This is a genomic window from Salegentibacter sp. 24, from assembly GCF_004362395.1.
Classification (GTDB): Bacteria; Bacteroidota; Bacteroidia; order Flavobacteriales; family Flavobacteriaceae; genus Salegentibacter.
The window spans coordinates 213935-232557 of the sequence record NZ_SNWE01000003.1; the positions used below are offsets into that span (position 1 = coordinate 213935).

Consider the following 18623-nt stretch of genomic DNA (forward strand, 5'->3'; position numbering starts at 1 on the left):
ATGAGCCTATACTCATGCTCCGGATTAAAAATAGATACCTCAGATATTGGGCCTGGTTGGGCAAAAAATTCGGTGAATACGGTGATTTTTAGGAAAAATGCGGTTACATCCAACAATAAATATCAATTTACTTCCTATTATGACAATGATAGCAACCTAGTCCTTGCCAAAAGAAATTTAAGCGATAATACCTGGCAAGTTCATAAGACCAGGTATACAGGAAATAGCCGGGATGCACACAACGCTATAAGCATCGTGTTGGATGGGGAAGGTTATCTCCATGTAAGTTGGGATCATCATAATACGGGTCTGCGCTATGCAATTAGCAGGACTCCTTTCGGACTCGAATTAGGAGATGAACTTAAAATGACCGAAAAGCAGGAAAAAAAAGTTTCTTATCCGCAATTTTATAACCTGCAGGGAGGAGATATATTATTTATGTACCGCTCGGGCCAGTCTGGAAGGGGAAGCCTTGTATTGAATCGATTCAACAATAATACCAGGGAGTGGGTTCAACTTCATAAAAATCTCATTGATGGCGAGGATAGACGTAATGCTTACTGGCAGGCTGCTGTAGATAAAGATGGGCACATACATCTTTCTTGGGTGTGGCGAGAATCCTGGGATGTCGCTACAAATCATGATCTTGCCTACGCTGTTTCTAAAGATAAGGGGCAAACATGGGAAAGATCTGATGGCAGGGAATACGAACTTCCCATTACCGCTACTACGGCAGAGTATGCATGGAAAATCCCTCAAAATAGCAATCTGATCAATCAGACCTCAATGACAGTAGACAACCAGGGCACCCCATATATTGCCAGTTACTGGAGTGATAAGGGAAAAACACAATATCGTGTCATATACCTTAAAGAAGGAAAATGGAAAATGGAAAATACAGCTTTTAGAAAAACCAGTTTCGATCTTAGTGGAGGTGGAACCAAAAAAATTCCAATTTCCAGACCTGAAATCATGGTGAATTCCGGAAATATTTATCTGCTTTTTCGCGATGCTGAAAGAAATAACAGGATATCTCTTGCACACAAAAACATCAGTAAAGGAAAAAACTGGAAAATAAATGACATAACATCATACTCTGTAGGTAAATGGGAGCCCAATTACGATCATCAGTTATTCGATTTTGAGAAAGAACTTCACATATTTGTCCAAGAAGTCAGCCAGATGGATAGTGAAGGCCTATCGGAACAAAAACCAACAACCGTCAAAATTTTGGAGGTTAAAAGTCTTCCTAAGCAATAACAAAATTCAGAAATAGTGAATCCTAAGTTTGAATATTTACTTTTCAGCATTCTAATATGTTTTTCTTGGATTTTAAATGCCCAGGAAAATCTTATAATCAATACCGATAATAGGAAAGGTATTTCTCTTAATGGCACCTGGCATTATATAGTGGATCCATATGAAACTGGCTTTTTCAATTATCGCTGGAAAGAAAGAAATGAAGATGATCCGGAAGCATACTGGAACAGACCTATTGTAAAAAAAATATCAGATAGAAAAGAACATGGCTATGCTGATCCTTACACGATCCAGGTACCCGGGGACTGGAATTCCCAGGATGATATATTCAAATATTATGAAGGTACCGTTTGGTACCAGCGGGAATTTGATGCTCCCCGGGTAGAAAAAGATGAAACCGTCTATCTCTACTTTGGAGCAGCCAACTATGAAGCCCATATTTACCTGAATGGAAAGAAATTGGGGAGGCATAAAGGAGGCTTTACTCCTTTCAATTTTAAAATCCCTTCGGACCTTTTACAGGAAAAAGATAATTTCCTGGTGGTCAAAGTAGATAATAAAAGACACGCTGACGAAATCCCAACAGTAAATACCGACTGGTGGAATTTTGGTGGAATTACAAGAGATGTAAAACTACTTATCCTTCCGGATGCATTTATTAGGCAATATTCCCTTCAATTGGAACAAAAACAGGATATAATAGCTGCAAAAGAAAAAAAAATGTTTAGCCTGGAAGGTAGTATCATTTTAAATAAACCGTTAAATTCTTCCGAAGTAGTTTTGGAAATTCCCGAACTCAATGTCAGTAAAAAATTTCCCATTAAAGGAGATAGTCTCCACTTTAATCTAAAGGCTAAAAATATAGAGTTATGGTCTCCTGAAAACCCTAAACTTTATGAAGTTGTTTTTAAATTGAAAGGTGAGAAACTAAGAGATAAAATCGGATTCCGGAAAATTGAAACCTCAGGCAAGGATATCCTCTTAAATGGCGAAAAGCTTTTTCTACGTGGGATCAGCATTCATGAGGAAATTCCACTAGAAGTAAGAAGAGCAAAAAATAGAGCAGATGCCCAACAGCTTTTGGGATGGGCTAAAGATTTAAATGCGAATATGGTTAGACTTGCTCATTACCCGCATAATGAACATATGACCAAATTGGCAGATTCCATTGGCATGTTAGTTTGGTCGGAAATTCCTGTTTACTGGACCATAGATTTTGAGAACCCGGAGGTGTATAAAAAAGCTAAAAAACAACTTAAAGAAATGATCATAAGAGACCGAAATAAAGCATCTGTAATTATTTGGTCTGTCGGAAATGAAACGCCGGTGAGTGAAGTACGTACAAAATTTATGAGGAATCTAATTAAATCCGCCAAATCGACGGACAATTCCCGTTTAGTTTCCGCCGCTTTAGAGGTAGGCTATAACCGTAATAAAAACTATGTTGACGATCCTTTGGGTGAATACACTGATATTGTTTCTGTAAATGAATACTTGGGTTGGTATGGGGATCTGCCTCATGCTAAAGAAAATTCTAATTGGGCATTAGCTTATAATAAACCATTGTTCTTTAGTGAAACCGGTGCGGGCGCAAAAGGAGGTTTTCATGGTAAAAAAGAGCAGCGATGGACGGAAGAATTTCAAGCATGGTATTTTGAAGAAACCATAGATATGATGGAAGGTATGCCTGATAATTACACCGGTATGTCTCCATGGATCCTTGTGGATTTTAGGTCTCCGAGAAGAAACCATCCAGTATATCAGGAAGGCTGGAACCGTAAAGGTCTAATTGATAATAATGGTAACAAAAAGGAAGCATTCTACGTCCTGCAGGAATATTATAAAAAAATGAAGAAAAAATATGACTGAATATTATAAACAAAACCTAATCTAACGAGCTAAATATTAAGCTGAAATTTTTAAGTAAAAAGCCTGCTTTTTAAAGCTCGCTATAGTCACAAACAGGGGGTGATATTTCCAAAACCTGATTTCTAATCCATAAGTAGGATATGACTATCCCTGGTATAAAGAATGACATCTGTAATAGTTAAATTTATATTTTATGAAACCTAAACTTTTAAAGAAAACTTGCTTGTTTTTGTTTTTTCTTATTTTATCAATACCGATGAAAGCTCAAGATAATGCACTGAAGAAAAGAAATCCTGAAGAAGTAAGAAAATATTACGTGTCTTCCCTTTTAAAAATAGCCAATCCTGTACTTCAAGCTTTAAGTCAAAGCGCACTGAGGGAAAAAATGCCCGTGGAAAAATCTCCAGACGCCTGGGATGATCGCACCCATGTCACCTACCTGGAAGCCTTCGGCCGGTTACTTTCAGGGATGGCCCCTTGGCTGGAATTAGGACCAGACGATACCTCTGAAGGAAAATTAAGGGAAAAATATATCGTCCTGGCCAGAAAAGGAATTCATAATGCAACGGATCCGGAATCTGCTGACTTCATGAATTTCACACAAGATAGGCAGCCTTTGGTGGATGCCGCTTTTCTTGCACAGGCTTTACTGAGAGCTCCAAATCAACTCTGGGAACCGCTTTCTAAAACCACTAAAGAGAATGTGATAAAAGCATTAAAATCAACCCGACAGATTAAACCCTACTACAGCAATTGGTTACTATTTTCAGCAATGGTAGAGGCTGCTATCCTGAAATTTGATACCGGTGCTGATATGTTTCGTCTGGAAATGTCCCTCAACAAACACATGGAATGGTATCTGGGAGATGGCATATATGGCGATGGGCCAAATTTCCACTGGGATTACTACAATAGTTTTGTGATCCAACCCATGATGCTGGATATTCTCAAAACCATGACCGAAGCTGGTATTGATAAAAAAAGAGATTTTAAAGTGGTGCTGGGAAGAGCAAAAAGATATGCTGAAATTCAAGAGAGACTTATTTCTCCCGAAGGAACCTACCCCCCTATTGGAAGATCGCTGGCATATAGGTTTGGTGCCTTTCAGTTACTCTCTCAAATTGCACTTTGGCAAGAACTTCCAGAGGAAATTGAACCTGCTCAGGTACGTTCCGCTTTGTATACAGTGATTAAAAACCAATTGGAGGCAGAAGGAACTTTTGACCAAGACGGATGGTTACAAATAGGATTTTATGGCCACCAACCAAATATAGGAGAAGGTTATATTTCTACAGGTAGCCTTTATCTTTGTTCGGAAGCATTTCTTGTTTTGGGGCTGAAACCTGACACGCCATTCTGGGCTAATCCGCCTGCACCTTGGACTCAAAAAAAAATATGGAGTGGGAATCCTATTCCGATAGATCATGCCCATTAATTAATAACATAAAGATTTAATTATGAAAAGCATTAATAAATCGTTTAAGAGATTAAGTATCTTACTACTTACTGGCTTTTTGGTCTCCTGCGGTTCTTCAAATTCTATTAATGAAATCACCAATAAATACCCGGAGCTTCCAGATTCCAAGGATGAAGTGGTGAATATTATCAACAAAGTAAATCGCCATTGGCAGGAGAATCATCCTGACCCAGGTTGGGCTTTTTGGCATAACGCTGCCTATCATACCGGTAATATTGAAGCCTTTAAAGTAACGGGAGAAGAGGAATATCTGAAGTATTCCAAAAAATGGGCGCAACAAAATCAGTGGATGGGTGCTAATTCCCAGGATAAATCGGAATGGAAATATGATTATGGAGAAACCGATGAGCATGTGCTTTTTGGAGACTGGCAAATAGCTTTCCAAACCTATATCGATTTATATAATCTGGAAGGACAAAAAGATCCCTCAAGAATAGCCCGGGCCAAAGAAGTAATGGAATACCAGATGAGCACTCCGGAGAATGATTACTGGTGGTGGGCCGACGGGCTTTATATGGTGATGCCTGTAATGACAAAATTATATAAGGTAACAGGTAATGAGCAATATCTGGACAAGTTATATGAATATTTTCAATATGCCAATGGTATTATGTATGACGAAGATGCCCAGCTTTATTATCGGGATGCGAAATATATATACCCCAAGCATAAGACCATAAATGAAAAGAAAGACTTTTGGGCACGTGGAGACGGATGGGTTTTTGCCGGATTGGCAAAAGTACTACAGGACCTACCATCAAACGCGCAGCATAGAGAATTTTACGTAGATCGTTTTAAAAAAATGGCTGAAGCTCTTGCTGCTGCCCAACAGGAAGAGGGATACTGGACCCGGAGCATCCTTGATCCCGAACACGCCCCCGGACCGGAAACTAGTGGAACAGCCTTTTTTACTTATGGGTTTCTATGGGGGATCAACAACGGTATTCTGAATAAAGAAAAGTACCTCCCGGTAGTTGAAAATTCCTGGAATTATTTGACACAGGTGGCTCTCCAGGAAAATGGTGCTGTGGGGTATGTACAGCCCATTGGGGAAAAAGCAATACCAGGTCAGATAGTCGATAAAAATTCGACTTCCGATTTTGGGGTTGGTGCCTTTCTTTTGGCAGCATCAGAGATGTATAGGTTTATTAATAAATATTAAATACCATGAAAGTTAAGATCACCTCATTACTTATTGTATTTCTTTGTCTTCTAGCTTGTAAAAAAAATAAGGAAAAATCAGATTCTAAAACGGAATCCTATGAAAACAAGGAGACCAGCATTATTAAAAATCCTATACACGATGGATATTACGCAGACCCCTCTATTATAAAAGAAGACGATACTTATTATATCTACGCGACTATTGATCCATGGGGGGGAAACAAACTAGCCGTGCTGGAAACCCGGGATTTTAAAAATTTCAAAACGCATAAGCTCAACTGGCCTACAAAAGAAGCCTGTACCTCTCCTACTTCCAAAGAAGCAATGGTTTGGGCACCCGGAGTAACTCGGGCTAAAAATGGAAAGTATTACATGTATATATCCGTTGGAAGTGAAATTTGGGTCGGAGTAAGTGAAAAACCTCTCGGACCTTGGAAAAATGCGAAGAAGGACGGGAGTCCCCTGATAAAAAGTACACTTTATCCAGATTACCATATGATAGACGCGCATTGTTTTATAGACAGTGACGGCCAGGCCTATTTATATTGGGGTTCCGGGTGGAATTGGGAAAATGGCCGTTGTTATGGGGTAAAGCTGAAAGACGATATGGTTAGTTTTGAGGGAGAAATTAAAAACATTACTCCACCTAATTATTTTGAAGCTCCATATATGATCAAAAAAGAAAATAAATATTACCTGATGTATTCCGACGGTAAGGCTATAGATTCTACTTATAAGATTAGGTACGCCGTTGGTGACAATCCCTTCGGACCATTTGAAGAAGGAAGCAACAGTCCCATCGCAACAAGCAATGCTGAAAAAGGAATCTATGGGCCAGGTCATCATTCGGCATTCAAAGAAAATCAACAGTATTACATTTTATATCACCAGATATTTCCCCAGGAAAAAGATTACGTGCTACGACAACTGCGAATAGATAGTTTAAATTTCACTAAAGAGGGCCAGATAAAAGATATCAATTTTAGAGGTATAAAAACTTTTATTGAGTAATTTGAAATGATAATAACAAAAACCATTTAGTTTTGAAATCCAAAATTTCACTTCTTCTGCTTAGTCTTTCCCTAAGCCTATCATCCTGTAAGCTTATCAAAGAAAAGAAAGAAGATTCAAACGAGCCGCGGGAATGGATAAGTCTTTTTAACGGGAAAAACCTGGAGAACTGGACTGTAAAAGTCCATGGACACGAAACTGGAGATAATTATGCCAAAACCTTTCGGGTAGTAGATAGTGTAATTCAGGTGAATTATGATGATTATACTGAATTCAACGAACGTTACGCCCATCTATTCTACAAAGAACCTTTTTCCTCCTATCATCTAAAATTTAAATACCGTTTTACCCCGCAGTGGATGGAAGATGCTCCTTCATATACTTATCGCAATAGTGGTGTAATGTTCCATTCCCAGCCTCCGGAAACTATTCTAAAAGATCAGGATTGGCCAATTTCGGTGGAATTCCAAATGCTCGCCCAGAAAGATGAGAACGAAGCCAGGCCTACGGGAAATATGTGCTCGCCCGGCACAGAAGTGTACTATCAAAGTGAAATGGACCCAAGGCACTGTATAAACTCATCCTCTAAAACCTATAACTGGAATCAGTGGGTGAATGCTGAGTTAATCGTTTACAGCGATTCCCTGGTGATCCATAAAATTAACGGAAAGAAAGTGCTGGAATATACCAAACCACAAATTGGTGGAGGAGTCGCAAATGGATACGACCCTAAAATAAAAATTGATGGAAAACCATTAACCAGTGGTTATATAGGCCTACAGGCCGAAGGTCAGGGCGTGGAGTTTAGTGATATTATGATAAAAAATCTGGATTAGCCCATCTTTTATTTTACTTCAAGCAAATACCTTCCGCTCCAAACAAATTTAAAAGATTGGTTAAATAAGTGAATTGTAAAAATTTAATGTTTTAAACTAAAATTACAATGATTAAAAACAAATGCATTTTAGCACTGGTTTTGGTTATATCCGTCATTTGCTCGGGTCACTCCCAGGAAGATAAAAATGACATACAAAGCAATACTCCGTTGGATTCGATTCGGCTAAGTGATCCTTTTATCCTGGCAGATGAAAACTTCTCAACTTATTATATGACGGGTACCGGAGGAAAGCTATGGAAAAGTAAAGATTTGAAGTACTGGACTGGACCCTTTGACATCGTACAGCATGACCCTGATTCATGGATGGGAAAAAATCCTATGATATGGGCCGCAGAAATACACAAGTACAAAGACAACTATTATTATTTTGCCACCTTTACGAACAGAAACAAAAAAATAGATACGGTTAATGGAAATGTTATCGAAAGGCGGGCGAGCCATGTGCTTGTTAGTGACAGGCCTGAGGGTCCTTATGTCCCCATGGAAGACCCTACATATCTGCCTCCGGACAAACCTACATTAGACGGAACTTTGTGGGTAAATAAGCAAGGTACACCTTATATGATTTATTGTCATGAATGGTTACAAAATCTGAATGGAACTATGGAAAAAATAGAATTAAAACCAGATTTAAGCGGCTCTGTGGGAAAAGGAAAAATTCTTTTTAAGGCTAGCGATTCCCCATGGAGCAAAGAGTATAGTGAAACTGGTGAGATTGTTCCAAATAAGGTAACTGATGGACCCTGGTTATTTCGGACACAAACCGGAAAACTTGGAATGTTATGGACAAGCTGGGTATTCGATAATTACGTTCAGGGTGTGGCTTATTCGAAAAGTGGCACCCTTGACGGCCCCTGGATACAAGAAGAAGACCCGATTACACCACCCAATTATGGGCACGGAATGCTTTTCCGTACCTTTAATGGAAAGCTTCTAATGTCACTTCACAGTCATCGAGCAGATGAAAATGGAAATTTTATTCGTATCCCACAACTATTGGAGGTCGATGATTCTGGAGATAAAATTATTGTAGGAAAAGCTTTCTATTAAAGGTTAACAGTTTAGCCGCTATTTAATTATCGAATTTTTTTTAACTTCCATCTGGGGTTGTAGAGGTCATTTCATTGTCGCCCTTTTCCTGTCCAAAATAAGGCATTCCGTTTTCAGTCCATTTAAGTACTCTGGCACGCGTATGACGATTGGGATCGTATAGAGGTTCTCCTTCAATATTCTTATAATCCCGGGCGTGATATATCATGACGTCTGTTTGGCCATCGTCTGTCTTGGTAAAACTATTATGGCCTGGTCCATAACGATCTAGTTCCGGATTGCTATAAAATACAGGTTCAGGTAATTTATTCCATGAATCAGGATCGAGAAGATCGGCTTCTTTATCCGCCCAAAGTAAACCTATTGCATAATTGGAATCGGTGGCGCTAGCCGAGAATGTTACAAATACTTTTCCGTTACGAATAAGTACAGCAGGTCCCTCATTTACCCTGTGGCCCTGTATTTCCCATTCATAGATAGGCTGTGAAATTACAACCTGCTTATCAGCAAGGCTTGTAGGACTAGTCATTTCAGCAATATAAAGACCCGTGTTTATAATCGTATCTGAAGCTCTATCTGTCCAGATCATATAGCGCTGGCCATCAAGCTCAAAGGTAGTTGCATCCAAAGAAAAGTCATCTCTATTACTAACAATCTGTCCTTCTTCTTTCCATTCTCCTTTAGTAGGATCTTCTGAAGAATTAGATAAGGCATACATTCTTATATTCCATTTTTCTTCGGCTGAACCTGCTGCAAAATAAACATACCATTTCCCATCTATCCGATGCAGTTCAGGAGCCCAAATATGATTCCCCATGGGTCCCTTCTCATGTTTACGCCATATCACCACTGGTGTCGCTTCTTTTATCCCATTAATGGTCTTTGCTTTACGAATCTCGATACGGTCATATTGTGGTACTGTAGCAATAAAATAATAATTTCCATCATCAGCCTTGGTGACAAAGGGATCAGCTCTCTGCACGGCTATCGGATTATCAAATTCAATCTCTTTAATTTCCTGGGCACTAAGGTTGAACCCTAAGAAAATCATCGTCAATCCAAAAAAAAGTTTTAAAATTTTATTTATCATCAATCTATTAGCGTTTTAAATCTTGAATATTAAATTGGGTCAATGCCCTTCAGGCTAGGCTGGACCTGTATAATTTCTCCATTATCACCAAATTTGAGTTTATCAATGCTCACTTCCCTGTGAAACCCGGCAGCTTCACCCATTGCTTTCCCTTTTGGACGGGTAAACCGATGATAGATAATGTACCAATCATCAGTTCTTGGGATATTCAGTACCGAATTATGCCCGGTAGCGTATATCTCCTGTGCCTCATCTTTTTGAATTACCAAATTATCTTCCGGGATATTCAGTGGCCCCAGGGGTGATGCTGCTGTGGCATACCTCACCCTGTAATTAGGGCTCCTGGTATCATTTTCAGACCACAAAAAGTAATAAGTACCATTCCTGAAAAATACTTCGACCCCTTCCCTAAAAGTTGCATCAGGAGTCATTACCTTAATGCTTCCTTCTTTCAGAGAGATCATATCTTCATTGAGTTCGGCTACAGCCATATAACCGTTCCCCCAGTAAAGGTAACTTTTTCCGGTCTGAGGGTCGGTAAAAACATCAGGATCAATTTCCTGACCGCCCTCCACTCCTTCTGGTTTAAAATCAATTAAGGGCTTTCCCGAGTCCTCAAATGGGCCGGTTGGATGATCAGAAACAGCTACTCCAATCTTTTGGGCTGCGGTAAAATAATAGAAGTATTTATACACTCCATTTATTTCTTTTTCAGCAATCGTAGGTGCCCAGGCATTTCTGCTGGTCCAGCTTACATCTTTTTCCAGATCCAGGATCACTCCTTCATCCTTCCAGTTTACGAGATCCTCAGATGAAAATGTTTTAAAATAAGTCCCGGACCAGCCAGTAAATCCATCACTAGTAGGATATAGATAATACTTGCCCGTTTTGTTTGAATAGAGGATTTCAGGATCGGCGTAATACCCTTCAAGCACAGGATTATTAGCAAGCTCTACATTTACAGAATAAATTTTTTCTTTTCCCTCAGGGAGTGTTACTGTATATTTTACGGGCCCCTCTTGAAAGTTCTGAGGTCCTTTAGGAAGAATTGTACTCCCAGGAAACAGTTCGAAGTCAGGATTAAAAGCTGTTAGATCTGTGCCCTCTTTGACCGGGAGATAAATTTTTTGTTCTTCATCTTTCACTATATTATTCGACTTTATTTCTTGCGCATTCGCAGATAGAATTCCAGGAAGATCATCAGAAGGAAAAGCATCCAAAAGTCGCTGCGTTTCTTCCTTGGTAATTGGAATTACGGAGCCATGACGTGGATGAAAGTTCATAGATATTTGTTGATCTACTACTTCAAAATTCTTAAGATCGGTACTTTCCGTGAATTGATAAGAACCCTCCATATATACGTCGTACATCAGTATATATTTATCAGAACCAACCAGCTTAAAAACACCAGATCCTTCAACGGCTTCGTCCGTTTGATCTACATAACCTGCTAAAGGTTCATAACCCGAGGTAAGACTATCAGAAACGGCCACTTTTATCCCTTTATCCTCCTCCCCTTCAGTTTTATAAAACAGATGGAATTTCCCATCCTTTTTTATAATATCACCATCTATGGAAGCCATTTTATTTGGATTATAAAATAATTGTTCAGGGGCTGCTTCAAAAGCCGTAAAATCTTCATTGGCGTAGGCATAATATATTTTGTCATAGCTTCCTGGTTGAAGCATCGAAAAGTAAACCAGATATTTATCTTTTTGATCATCATAGATAACTTGCGGAGCCCAAACTCGGTTTACATCAGCAAAATTCTCGGGAAATGTGCTCGGAATATCAATAACGGTAGATTCCCATTTCACCAGATCCTTTGATTTAAGCAGAACCATCGCCGTATTGTTCCATCCCATTTCAGGAACATACAAATCTGTTAAAACCATATAAAAACTTCCATCTTCTCCACGCAATATATGAGGATCCCGAACTCCACCAGAAGTACTTATAGCCTCTGACTTCAAAATAGGCTCATTATTATTGAGGGCATAAAAATTATAGCCATCAGGACTTAATGCATAATGAACCGCCTCTTCTCCAGGTCCATTTCCGGTAAAATAAGCGAATAAATAATTGGAAAATTCTTTTTCAGGCTCCGAAGAAGCGCAGGAGAACATCATAAAAACCAAACTGAAGAATCCTAACCTTTTTAATTTAAACCAATTATTATTTTGCATCTTAATTAAATTATAAATTTTGTCCAATTTAAAGATTTATTTTTAATTGTATAATTTACATTTAATTTTTTTTATTCGTAGTCGTACTAGGGCTAAAATCTTCCCATATTAAGTTCACTTTAATTAATTTTAGGAGCACCCCATCTCTTTAAATTTTCTCACAGCTTTACTTTATGAAAACATTGATACGAATCATACATATAATAAAGAATAGTATCATTTTATTAAAACAGGGAATATCATACTTCTATTTTATTCAAAATTTTGTTCTAAGATAATTGCCCCCAAGATCTAGTAAATCCAAGGAATAGTTCATATCAACTATTTTCAGAGTCACAAAATTCCTTCTTTATAAAAAGATAAGTTTTGCTATCATCGAACTCTTTACTATAATGATAAAAAAAATCCACTATATTATATAAGCGCAGGAAATAGAATATGACGGATTAAGAATTACAAGACTTTCAAAATTTCTGTTGCTAGATCGCCAAAAAGTTGGAAAAATACACGGCATTGAGAAGCTTAACTCATTGGCCACAGCACCCTTAAAATTCTAAATGCTCGTAATATAGCCACCACTCACCGATCTAAATTTCTACATTTGTTTTTGCGCCCAGATATTATTTACAGAGGCTAGAAAAACGAAAGAATTCAGGTAGCTTCTAAAAGATAAAAATTTCAAAATATTAAACCTACGGGTTTACATATACCTCATCTGGAAATTCTATCCCTGAGGTATGGTGGAGTTCTACACGTGAATTATCTAAGGTTTTAATTGTTACATCTTCGAGATTCCAATTTCGACTATATGAAATCTGACCAGCTGTTTCAGCCTCAATACTTACACTGTTTAGAAAAAAATTATTAATATAGGATTCTTCCAATCCATTGACATTTATTGCTCTTTCCGCTCCTTTCACCTTTATATCTGAAAGATAAATGTTCTTAAAAGTGGGGATTCCTTTCGACCTGGGTTCTAATTTCTTTAGAAGAATTCGCCATCGATGGAACAGAATCTATATCATATTCCTTAGGAGATTTCGTATAGCTGTAGCTTGGATTCCAGATCATGGAAACTTCTATAAAAGTTTTAACACTATCCATTTCAATATCCTGCAAGTATATTTCCTCCAAGGTACCTCCCCTAGTCATAGCGGATTTATATTCAATCAGTTTGAAGTTCCTTTGTCTTTGACATTAGAAACAAACACATGTCGGATATCACCCAAAGTCTCACTTTCTATTGTAAATAGACCGGCGACTTTACAAGCAATGCTATTGATGGAATAGTATTGCTTGTAAAGTCGCCGGTATTGTAAAGAGAGAAAAATATCAAAATAAATTAATAAATTGTAAAAAACGCCAAAACTGACAGCCCAGGCCAACTCGCTCACCCCAAATATTCCAGAATTCAGAGAAGCTGCTAACACTGAATTGTCATAGACCTTTTTTTAAATTAAAACTCTTTTTTGGAAACTCAAGTTATAGTTCAATTTTTCATTGCTGGAATCGCTATATCCTACTGAAAAGCTTCAGCAATTCCTAATCAGTATATTTTCCATTTTAAAGTAACAAATATCCTTTCGCTGAGAGAAAACCATCAAAATATTATCTGATAGAAATTCCAAAAAGAATTCATCAAAACCCTGCTAACGAATTGCCCTTAAATAATGAGGAATCAGGAATTTTTCTTTAAGACCCACAATAAAAAAAACCTTCCCGGTACGGAAAGGCTTTTAATAAACAATGATATTTTAATTCTCTTATTAGTAACCAGGATTTTGATCTTCTGGCCCGATATTATTGTTTGAGCTAATTTCGGTTTCCGGAATAGGAAATACTTCGTGGATACCTTCTTGAAATCCAAAAGGAGCTAAGAACTCTGCAGCTCTACCCCACCGTACGAGGTCTGGAAAACGCACTTGTTCTCCAGCTAATTCTACCTTTCGCTCGTGAACAATAGCTTCAAATACTTCTTCCTTTGCCATTCCTGTTTCAAGTAAAGGCATATCTACCCGATCTCTTACTTCATTAATATAGCCAATTGCAGCATTCTGATCTCCCAGCTGGTTAGCAGCTTCGGCCATCATTAAAAGCACATCTGCATATCTTATAATTCTCATATTAATACCAGAGGTAAGATCCTCATTGGGTTCTTTGTAATAGTTCTGATATTTTCTCCATCCTGCAGGACGGTCCAGACTAATTTCTTCTATTAGGCCACCTGCATATTCATCCCCCACTTCATAAAAGGATTTTTCATACCGTGGATCTCCATCTTCAAATTCATTTCTCAAATCATCTGATGGATATACATTAAACCAATCAAACATTCCGTAATCCTGTCCACGCAGAGATACCTCATTAGGCCCGGCTCCGGTTACGCTGGACCACCAAAATTCACTATTTCCCATATCATCATCAAATGATACTTCAAATATCGATTCAGGACCATGTTCAGTCTCTTCTTTAAAATTATCGAAATAATCATCTTCCAAAGAATACAAGCCGTAGATGTTTTCAAAAGCATTTAATGCTTCTTCATAATTTTCTCTGTATAAGTGAACTTTACCTAGCAAGGCATAAGCAGCACCACGGGTTGCACGACCTGCTTGTTCGGTCGCCTTTGGTAAAAGAACAGTGGAAGCATCTTCTAAATCCTGGATTATTTGCGCATAAACATCTTCTGCAGGGGCTCTTGGGAAACCGTCTCCATCTTCAGGAATTTCGGTTATCAATGGTACATCTCCAAATCTGGTTACCAGATGAAAATAATACAGAGCTCGTAAAAATTTTGCTTCCCCTACGTACTTATCTTTCATTTCCTGAGAAACAACTGAAGTTGGTATTTCACTAATCTTCTCCTGATTTCCAATTACGAAGTTCGCTTTGTTTATTCCTCTATAGAAACTATCCCAGTAATTGGTTATTAAACTTGAACTAGCATCAAAGGAGAAGTTCAAAAAGATTCGTTTGTCTGCCTCCAATTGGGGATTGCCCAGGTTTTCATGAGCCATATTATCAAACATATAGAATAAATTTCGGCTATAGGTACCAATTGTTTGAAGGTTGGCATATACGGCATTTACCGAAGAACGAAGTTGCGCTTCATTTTCAAAAAAGGTTTCTGGAGACAACTCCGTTGGATTTGTAAGCTCCAAGTCGTCTTCACAAGAGCTCAGCAAAGCAAAGCTCATTAATAAAACGATATATATTTTTTTTCTTATCATAAGTTTTTCTTTTAAAATGCTAATTGTAATCCCACAAGTACGGACTGTGGTTGCGGGTAATTCCCTCTATCAATTCCTACCTCAAATCTCTGAGTATCCTCATTACCGCTTAAAGCTGGCACTCCAATTTCGGGATCAAGACCAGAATAATCGGTGATGGTTACCAAATTCTGACCACTTAAATATATTCTAAACTTAGAGAGGTAATCATTGAACATATTTTTAGGAAAAGTATATCCTACTACTAAGTTTCTTAGTCTTGTAAATGAACCGTCTTCCACAAACCTGTCAGATGCTGCTGTATTTTGGGTTGCCCCAATTGCTCTGGGAATATAATTTGAAGTCCCAGGACCAGTCCATCGATCCAATACGTCTGTGCCGGCATTAAATAACCGTGTCATTCCCTGTAGATCATAAATATTGGTATTGTAAATGTCATTCCCTTGAGAACCATTTATGAATAAAGAGAAATCAAAATCCTTATAATTGGCACTTAGGTTTAAACCATAAGTAAAGTCCGGATATGGATTTCCTATTTTTGTTTTATCCGCAGAACTTATCATTCCATCCCCGTTTCTATCTACAAACCTGATATCCCCAGGTTGCACTGTAGTTTGTTCCGGATTGGCTGTTAAGACTTCATCCACTTCTTCCTGGGTTTGGTATATCCCATTGGTCTCCAGTCCATAGAAGTAAAATAATGGCTCACCTACTGAAATTCTGGAAATATTTTCATTCTCAAAGCTTCCTCCTTCTATAAAGTCCACACCTCCCAAAGATTGTACTTCATTTGTACTTGAACCTAAATTAAAATTAGCTGACCAGGTGAATTCTCCTTCATAATCGTTGTATCCAAGGCTTACCTCAAAACCATTAGTTTCCACAGAACCTATATTTTGAGTAATATATGGGTCATTAAATCCTGAAGAAAGCGCTAAAGGCCTGTTTATCAAAAGGTCATCACTCGTATTTTTATAGTATTCTAGTGATGCGGTAAATTGATTGTCCAATAATCCAAGATCTACACCAATATTTCGCATTGTTGTTTCCTCCCATTTTAAATTCGGATTTGCTAAACCACTGGCAGTAGTTCCTGTTGCTGGTGCCCCAGCAATAGGGTATATAAAGTTTGTAACCAATGTGGAGCTGTATCTATAGTTTCCTATATTATCATTACCTGTGACTCCCCAGCTCCCACGAAGTTTAAAATTACTGAAGGCCGTATCTTCCATAAAAGATTCCTTGGCTATATTCCATCCGGCCGAAAGTGAAGGGAACCATCCCCATCTATTATTTTCACCAAACCTGGATGAGGCATCTCTTCTAAGAGAAGCCGAGAATAAATACTTACGATCAAAATTATAGTTAACCTGACCCAAGTATCCAATTCTATTATACTCTGCAGATGCTGATCCCAAATTAGCCCCTACTAATGAAAGTTGATTTACTTCATTAGAAATTGGGTTTTGGCTATAGGCATTAATATTCTCGTTTTTAATCCCTTGTTGCTCTGAAAGCAAAAGAAATTCAAGATTATGTACATCGTTAAAGGTATCCTTGTAACGAAGGCTATTTGTAAAAGTTAATGATTGATAAATACCCGTATTTTTTGTTATTTGAGCAAAGTCAAAAGAATTAGTATTGGTTTCATCATCACTAAAAGAAGGAATAAAAATCGTGTTTTTATAATTACTATAATCTAGACCTACCTGAGTTTTAAATGTCAGCTTGTCCCAAAAACTATATTCTGCATACAGACTTCCAATGATATTTACAGATCGATTTTCAGCCTGCCCTAAGGTTTGTACCCTCACCGGGTTTTCAGCATCCTGACCATCTAAAGCACTGCTGGGTCCTTGGAACCCGCCAGGATTTCCGGCATTATAAATTGGCAAATAAGGAGCTGATTTAATCGCGTGCTCTATAATGGTTCTACCACCACTAGTACGTTCAGGGTTTTGAGAATCAAAAGACAATCCCAGGGTTTCTCCAATTTTTAAATTTCCAAAAGTAAAATTACTGTTAGCCCTAAAATTAAACCTTTCGTATTTCGTTTCGATAATAGCTCCTTCCTGCCCTAGATATCCTCCAGAAAATCTAAAATTGCTATTCTCGCTTCCACCTGCAAGACTTAGATTATAACTCTGCATTACTCCAGTTCTAAAAATAGCATCCTGCCAGTCTGTATCATTATCTATAAAATCAGCATATTGATCTTCGGATAGTCTAGGTGGTGTGGGTCCTATTTCCTGCGCATACTGTATATATTGATCTGCATTGAGTACATCATACCTGTTACTAACAAAATTTACACCCGAATATGAATCAAAATTTAACTGGGCTTTTCCGGTAGCACTACCTGTTTTTGTAGTGATGACAACCACCCCATTTGATCCCTTTGAACCATAGACCGCTGTGGTAGCAGCATCCTTTAAAACTTGAATTGATTTAATATCATTAGGATTTAAATTCCCCATTCCACCAGAGATAACTCCGTCAATAACATATAATGGTTCGTTATTATTGGGCGTCCCTAGCCCTCTGATTCTAACTACTGGAGCACTTCCCGGAGCACCACTATTAACCACATTAACCCCGGCAGCCCGTCCTTGTAGCGCCTGATCTGCGGTTGCAACTGGTACACTTGCAATCTCCTCTGAACTAATTGAAGAAATAGCACCGGTAACTTCCGCCCTACTTTGTGTACTGTATCCCACTACAACCACATCGTCCAGTGATTCGGCATCAGCCTCCAATACCATATCGATAGTATTTCTACCGTTAATCTGAACCTCTTCTGTACTGTAACTTACATAACTAAATACCAAAGTTGCTTGTGGATCAACTCCCCTTAATGTATAGTTACCATCAAAATCAGTTGTTGTACCTGTACTGGTACCTTTGACCGAAATGTTTACTCCGGGCAATGGCCCGCTTGCATCGCTTACTGTTCCGTTAACAGTAATTCCCTCTTGTCCTAAAGCTCCTAAACTAATGGAAAGAAATAGTAGAAGGAAAAAGATCTTAGAATTTTTAATTCCCATAAATAATTTTGATTTGAAATGAATATTTGATCTTTTCTCATTCATAAAAATTCAAAAAACAGGTTCCGAACAATAATAAATTATCAAGGTCGAAATCGATTTCGAAGAATGAGTATTTTAATCTTATGGTCAAATATACCATATAACTTCAAAAAACAAAATCAAAGATTGTTAAATTATAAACCCTTGTATTTATTGGGATTATTAGTACCACTTATTGATTACGAAACCTGTTATGATACTAAATCGATTAACCCGAAAAATTCATGGGATATAAAGAAGAATTGGGCGTAAAGTGTTATATTTAAAGAGCTTGACGGTCTCTTTACTAACACTAAAACAGC

General features: G+C 38.0%; 13 protein-coding genes. 7 read left to right on the forward strand and 6 right to left on the reverse strand.

The features are described 5' to 3' along the window. The 7 genes from DET49_RS03405 (at position 1) to DET49_RS03435 (ending at position 8729) form a co-directional block, all read left to right on the forward strand. Positions 1 to 1260, forward strand: a complete 1260-nt coding sequence (locus DET49_RS03405) for a BNR repeat-containing protein (RefSeq protein WP_243729506.1) — start codon at positions 1 to 3, stop codon at positions 1258 to 1260. Positions 1261 to 1275: 15 nt separating this feature from the next. After that, entirely contained in the window at positions 1276 to 3129 is a 1854-nt protein-coding gene (locus DET49_RS03410; RefSeq protein WP_166636535.1) for a glycoside hydrolase family 2 protein, read from the forward strand. A 256-nt stretch (positions 3130 to 3385) separates the two neighbouring features. Further along, entirely contained in the window at positions 3386 to 4564 is a 1179-nt protein-coding gene (locus DET49_RS03415) for a DUF2264 domain-containing protein (RefSeq protein ID WP_208109610.1), read from the forward strand. A gap of 22 nt (positions 4565 to 4586) precedes the next feature. After that, on the forward strand, positions 4587 to 5768 hold the full coding sequence (locus DET49_RS03420) for a glycoside hydrolase family 88 protein (RefSeq protein WP_133546743.1): 1182 nt from the start codon (positions 4587 to 4589) through the stop codon (positions 5766 to 5768). Between the two features lie 5 nt (positions 5769 to 5773). After that, positions 5774 to 6781, forward strand: coding sequence for a family 43 glycosylhydrolase (locus DET49_RS03425; protein WP_133546744.1), 1008 nt, complete (start codon positions 5774 to 5776; stop codon positions 6779 to 6781). A gap of 32 nt (positions 6782 to 6813) precedes the next feature. Continuing rightward, on the forward strand, positions 6814 to 7617 hold the full coding sequence (locus DET49_RS03430) for a DUF1080 domain-containing protein (RefSeq protein ID WP_133546745.1): 804 nt from the start codon (positions 6814 to 6816) through the stop codon (positions 7615 to 7617). A gap of 107 nt (positions 7618 to 7724) precedes the next feature. Further along, positions 7725 to 8729 (forward strand): glycoside hydrolase family 43 protein, encoded by a 1005-nt coding sequence (locus tag DET49_RS03435; RefSeq protein WP_133546746.1) that lies wholly within the window; start codon positions 7725 to 7727, stop codon positions 8727 to 8729. 40 nt (positions 8730 to 8769) lie between these two features. Here DET49_RS03435 and DET49_RS03440 read toward each other — a convergent pair whose 3' ends face one another. The 6 genes from DET49_RS03440 to DET49_RS03465 all read right to left on the reverse strand — a co-directional run bounded on the left by DET49_RS03440 (position 8770) and on the right by DET49_RS03465 (position 18279). Continuing rightward, positions 8770 to 9819, reverse strand: a complete 1050-nt coding sequence (locus DET49_RS03440) for a family 43 glycosylhydrolase (RefSeq protein WP_133546747.1) — start codon at positions 9817 to 9819, stop codon at positions 8770 to 8772. A 29-nt stretch (positions 9820 to 9848) separates the two neighbouring features. Next, on the reverse strand, positions 9849 to 12005 hold the full coding sequence (locus tag DET49_RS03445) for a family 43 glycosylhydrolase (protein ID WP_133546748.1): 2157 nt from the start codon (positions 12003 to 12005) through the stop codon (positions 9849 to 9851). Positions 12006 to 12697: 692 nt separating this feature from the next. Next, the gene (locus tag DET49_RS03450) at positions 12698 to 12925 is read right to left on the reverse strand and encodes a hypothetical protein (RefSeq protein ID WP_133546749.1); all 228 of its coding nucleotides are present in this window, start codon (positions 12923 to 12925) and stop codon (positions 12698 to 12700) included. A 25-nt stretch (positions 12926 to 12950) separates the two neighbouring features. Then, on the reverse strand, positions 12951 to 13157 hold the full coding sequence (locus DET49_RS03455) for a hypothetical protein (RefSeq protein WP_133546750.1): 207 nt from the start codon (positions 13155 to 13157) through the stop codon (positions 12951 to 12953). Between the two features lie 614 nt (positions 13158 to 13771). Further along, positions 13772 to 15235: a RagB/SusD family nutrient uptake outer membrane protein gene (locus DET49_RS03460; RefSeq protein WP_133546751.1), complete on the reverse strand. Its 1464-nt coding sequence runs from the start codon at positions 15233 to 15235 to the stop codon at positions 13772 to 13774. Positions 15236 to 15246: 11 nt separating this feature from the next. Next, on the reverse strand, positions 15247 to 18279 hold the full coding sequence (locus DET49_RS03465) for a SusC/RagA family TonB-linked outer membrane protein (protein WP_133546752.1): 3033 nt from the start codon (positions 18277 to 18279) through the stop codon (positions 15247 to 15249). Positions 18280 to 18623: the final 344 nt, after the last annotated feature.

Excerpts from the sequence above, each read along its gene's own strand:
- DET49_RS03405 (WP_243729506.1), top strand. The coding sequence starts at position 1 with ATGAGCCTATACTCATGCTCCGGATTAAAAATAGATACCTCAGATATT.
- DET49_RS03415 (WP_208109610.1), top strand. The coding sequence starts at position 3,386 with ATGAAAGCTCAAGATAATGCACTGAAGAAAAGAAATCCTGAAGAAGTA.
- DET49_RS03420 (WP_133546743.1), top strand. The coding sequence starts at position 4,587 with ATGAAAAGCATTAATAAATCGTTTAAGAGATTAAGTATCTTACTACTT.
- DET49_RS03425 (WP_133546744.1), top strand. The coding sequence starts at position 5,774 with ATGAAAGTTAAGATCACCTCATTACTTATTGTATTTCTTTGTCTTCTA.
- DET49_RS03435 (WP_133546746.1), top strand. The coding sequence starts at position 7,725 with ATGATTAAAAACAAATGCATTTTAGCACTGGTTTTGGTTATATCCGTC.
- DET49_RS03440 (WP_133546747.1), bottom strand. The coding sequence starts at position 9,819 with ATGATAAATAAAATTTTAAAACTTTTTTTTGGATTGACGATGATTTTC.
- DET49_RS03445 (WP_133546748.1), bottom strand. The coding sequence starts at position 12,005 with ATGCAAAATAATAATTGGTTTAAATTAAAAAGGTTAGGATTCTTCAGT.
- DET49_RS03455 (WP_133546750.1), bottom strand. The coding sequence starts at position 13,157 with ATGACTAGGGGAGGTACCTTGGAGGAAATATACTTGCAGGATATTGAA.
- DET49_RS03460 (WP_133546751.1), bottom strand. The coding sequence starts at position 15,235 with ATGATAAGAAAAAAAATATATATCGTTTTATTAATGAGCTTTGCTTTG.
- DET49_RS03465 (WP_133546752.1), bottom strand. The coding sequence starts at position 18,279 with ATGGGAATTAAAAATTCTAAGATCTTTTTCCTTCTACTATTTCTTTCC.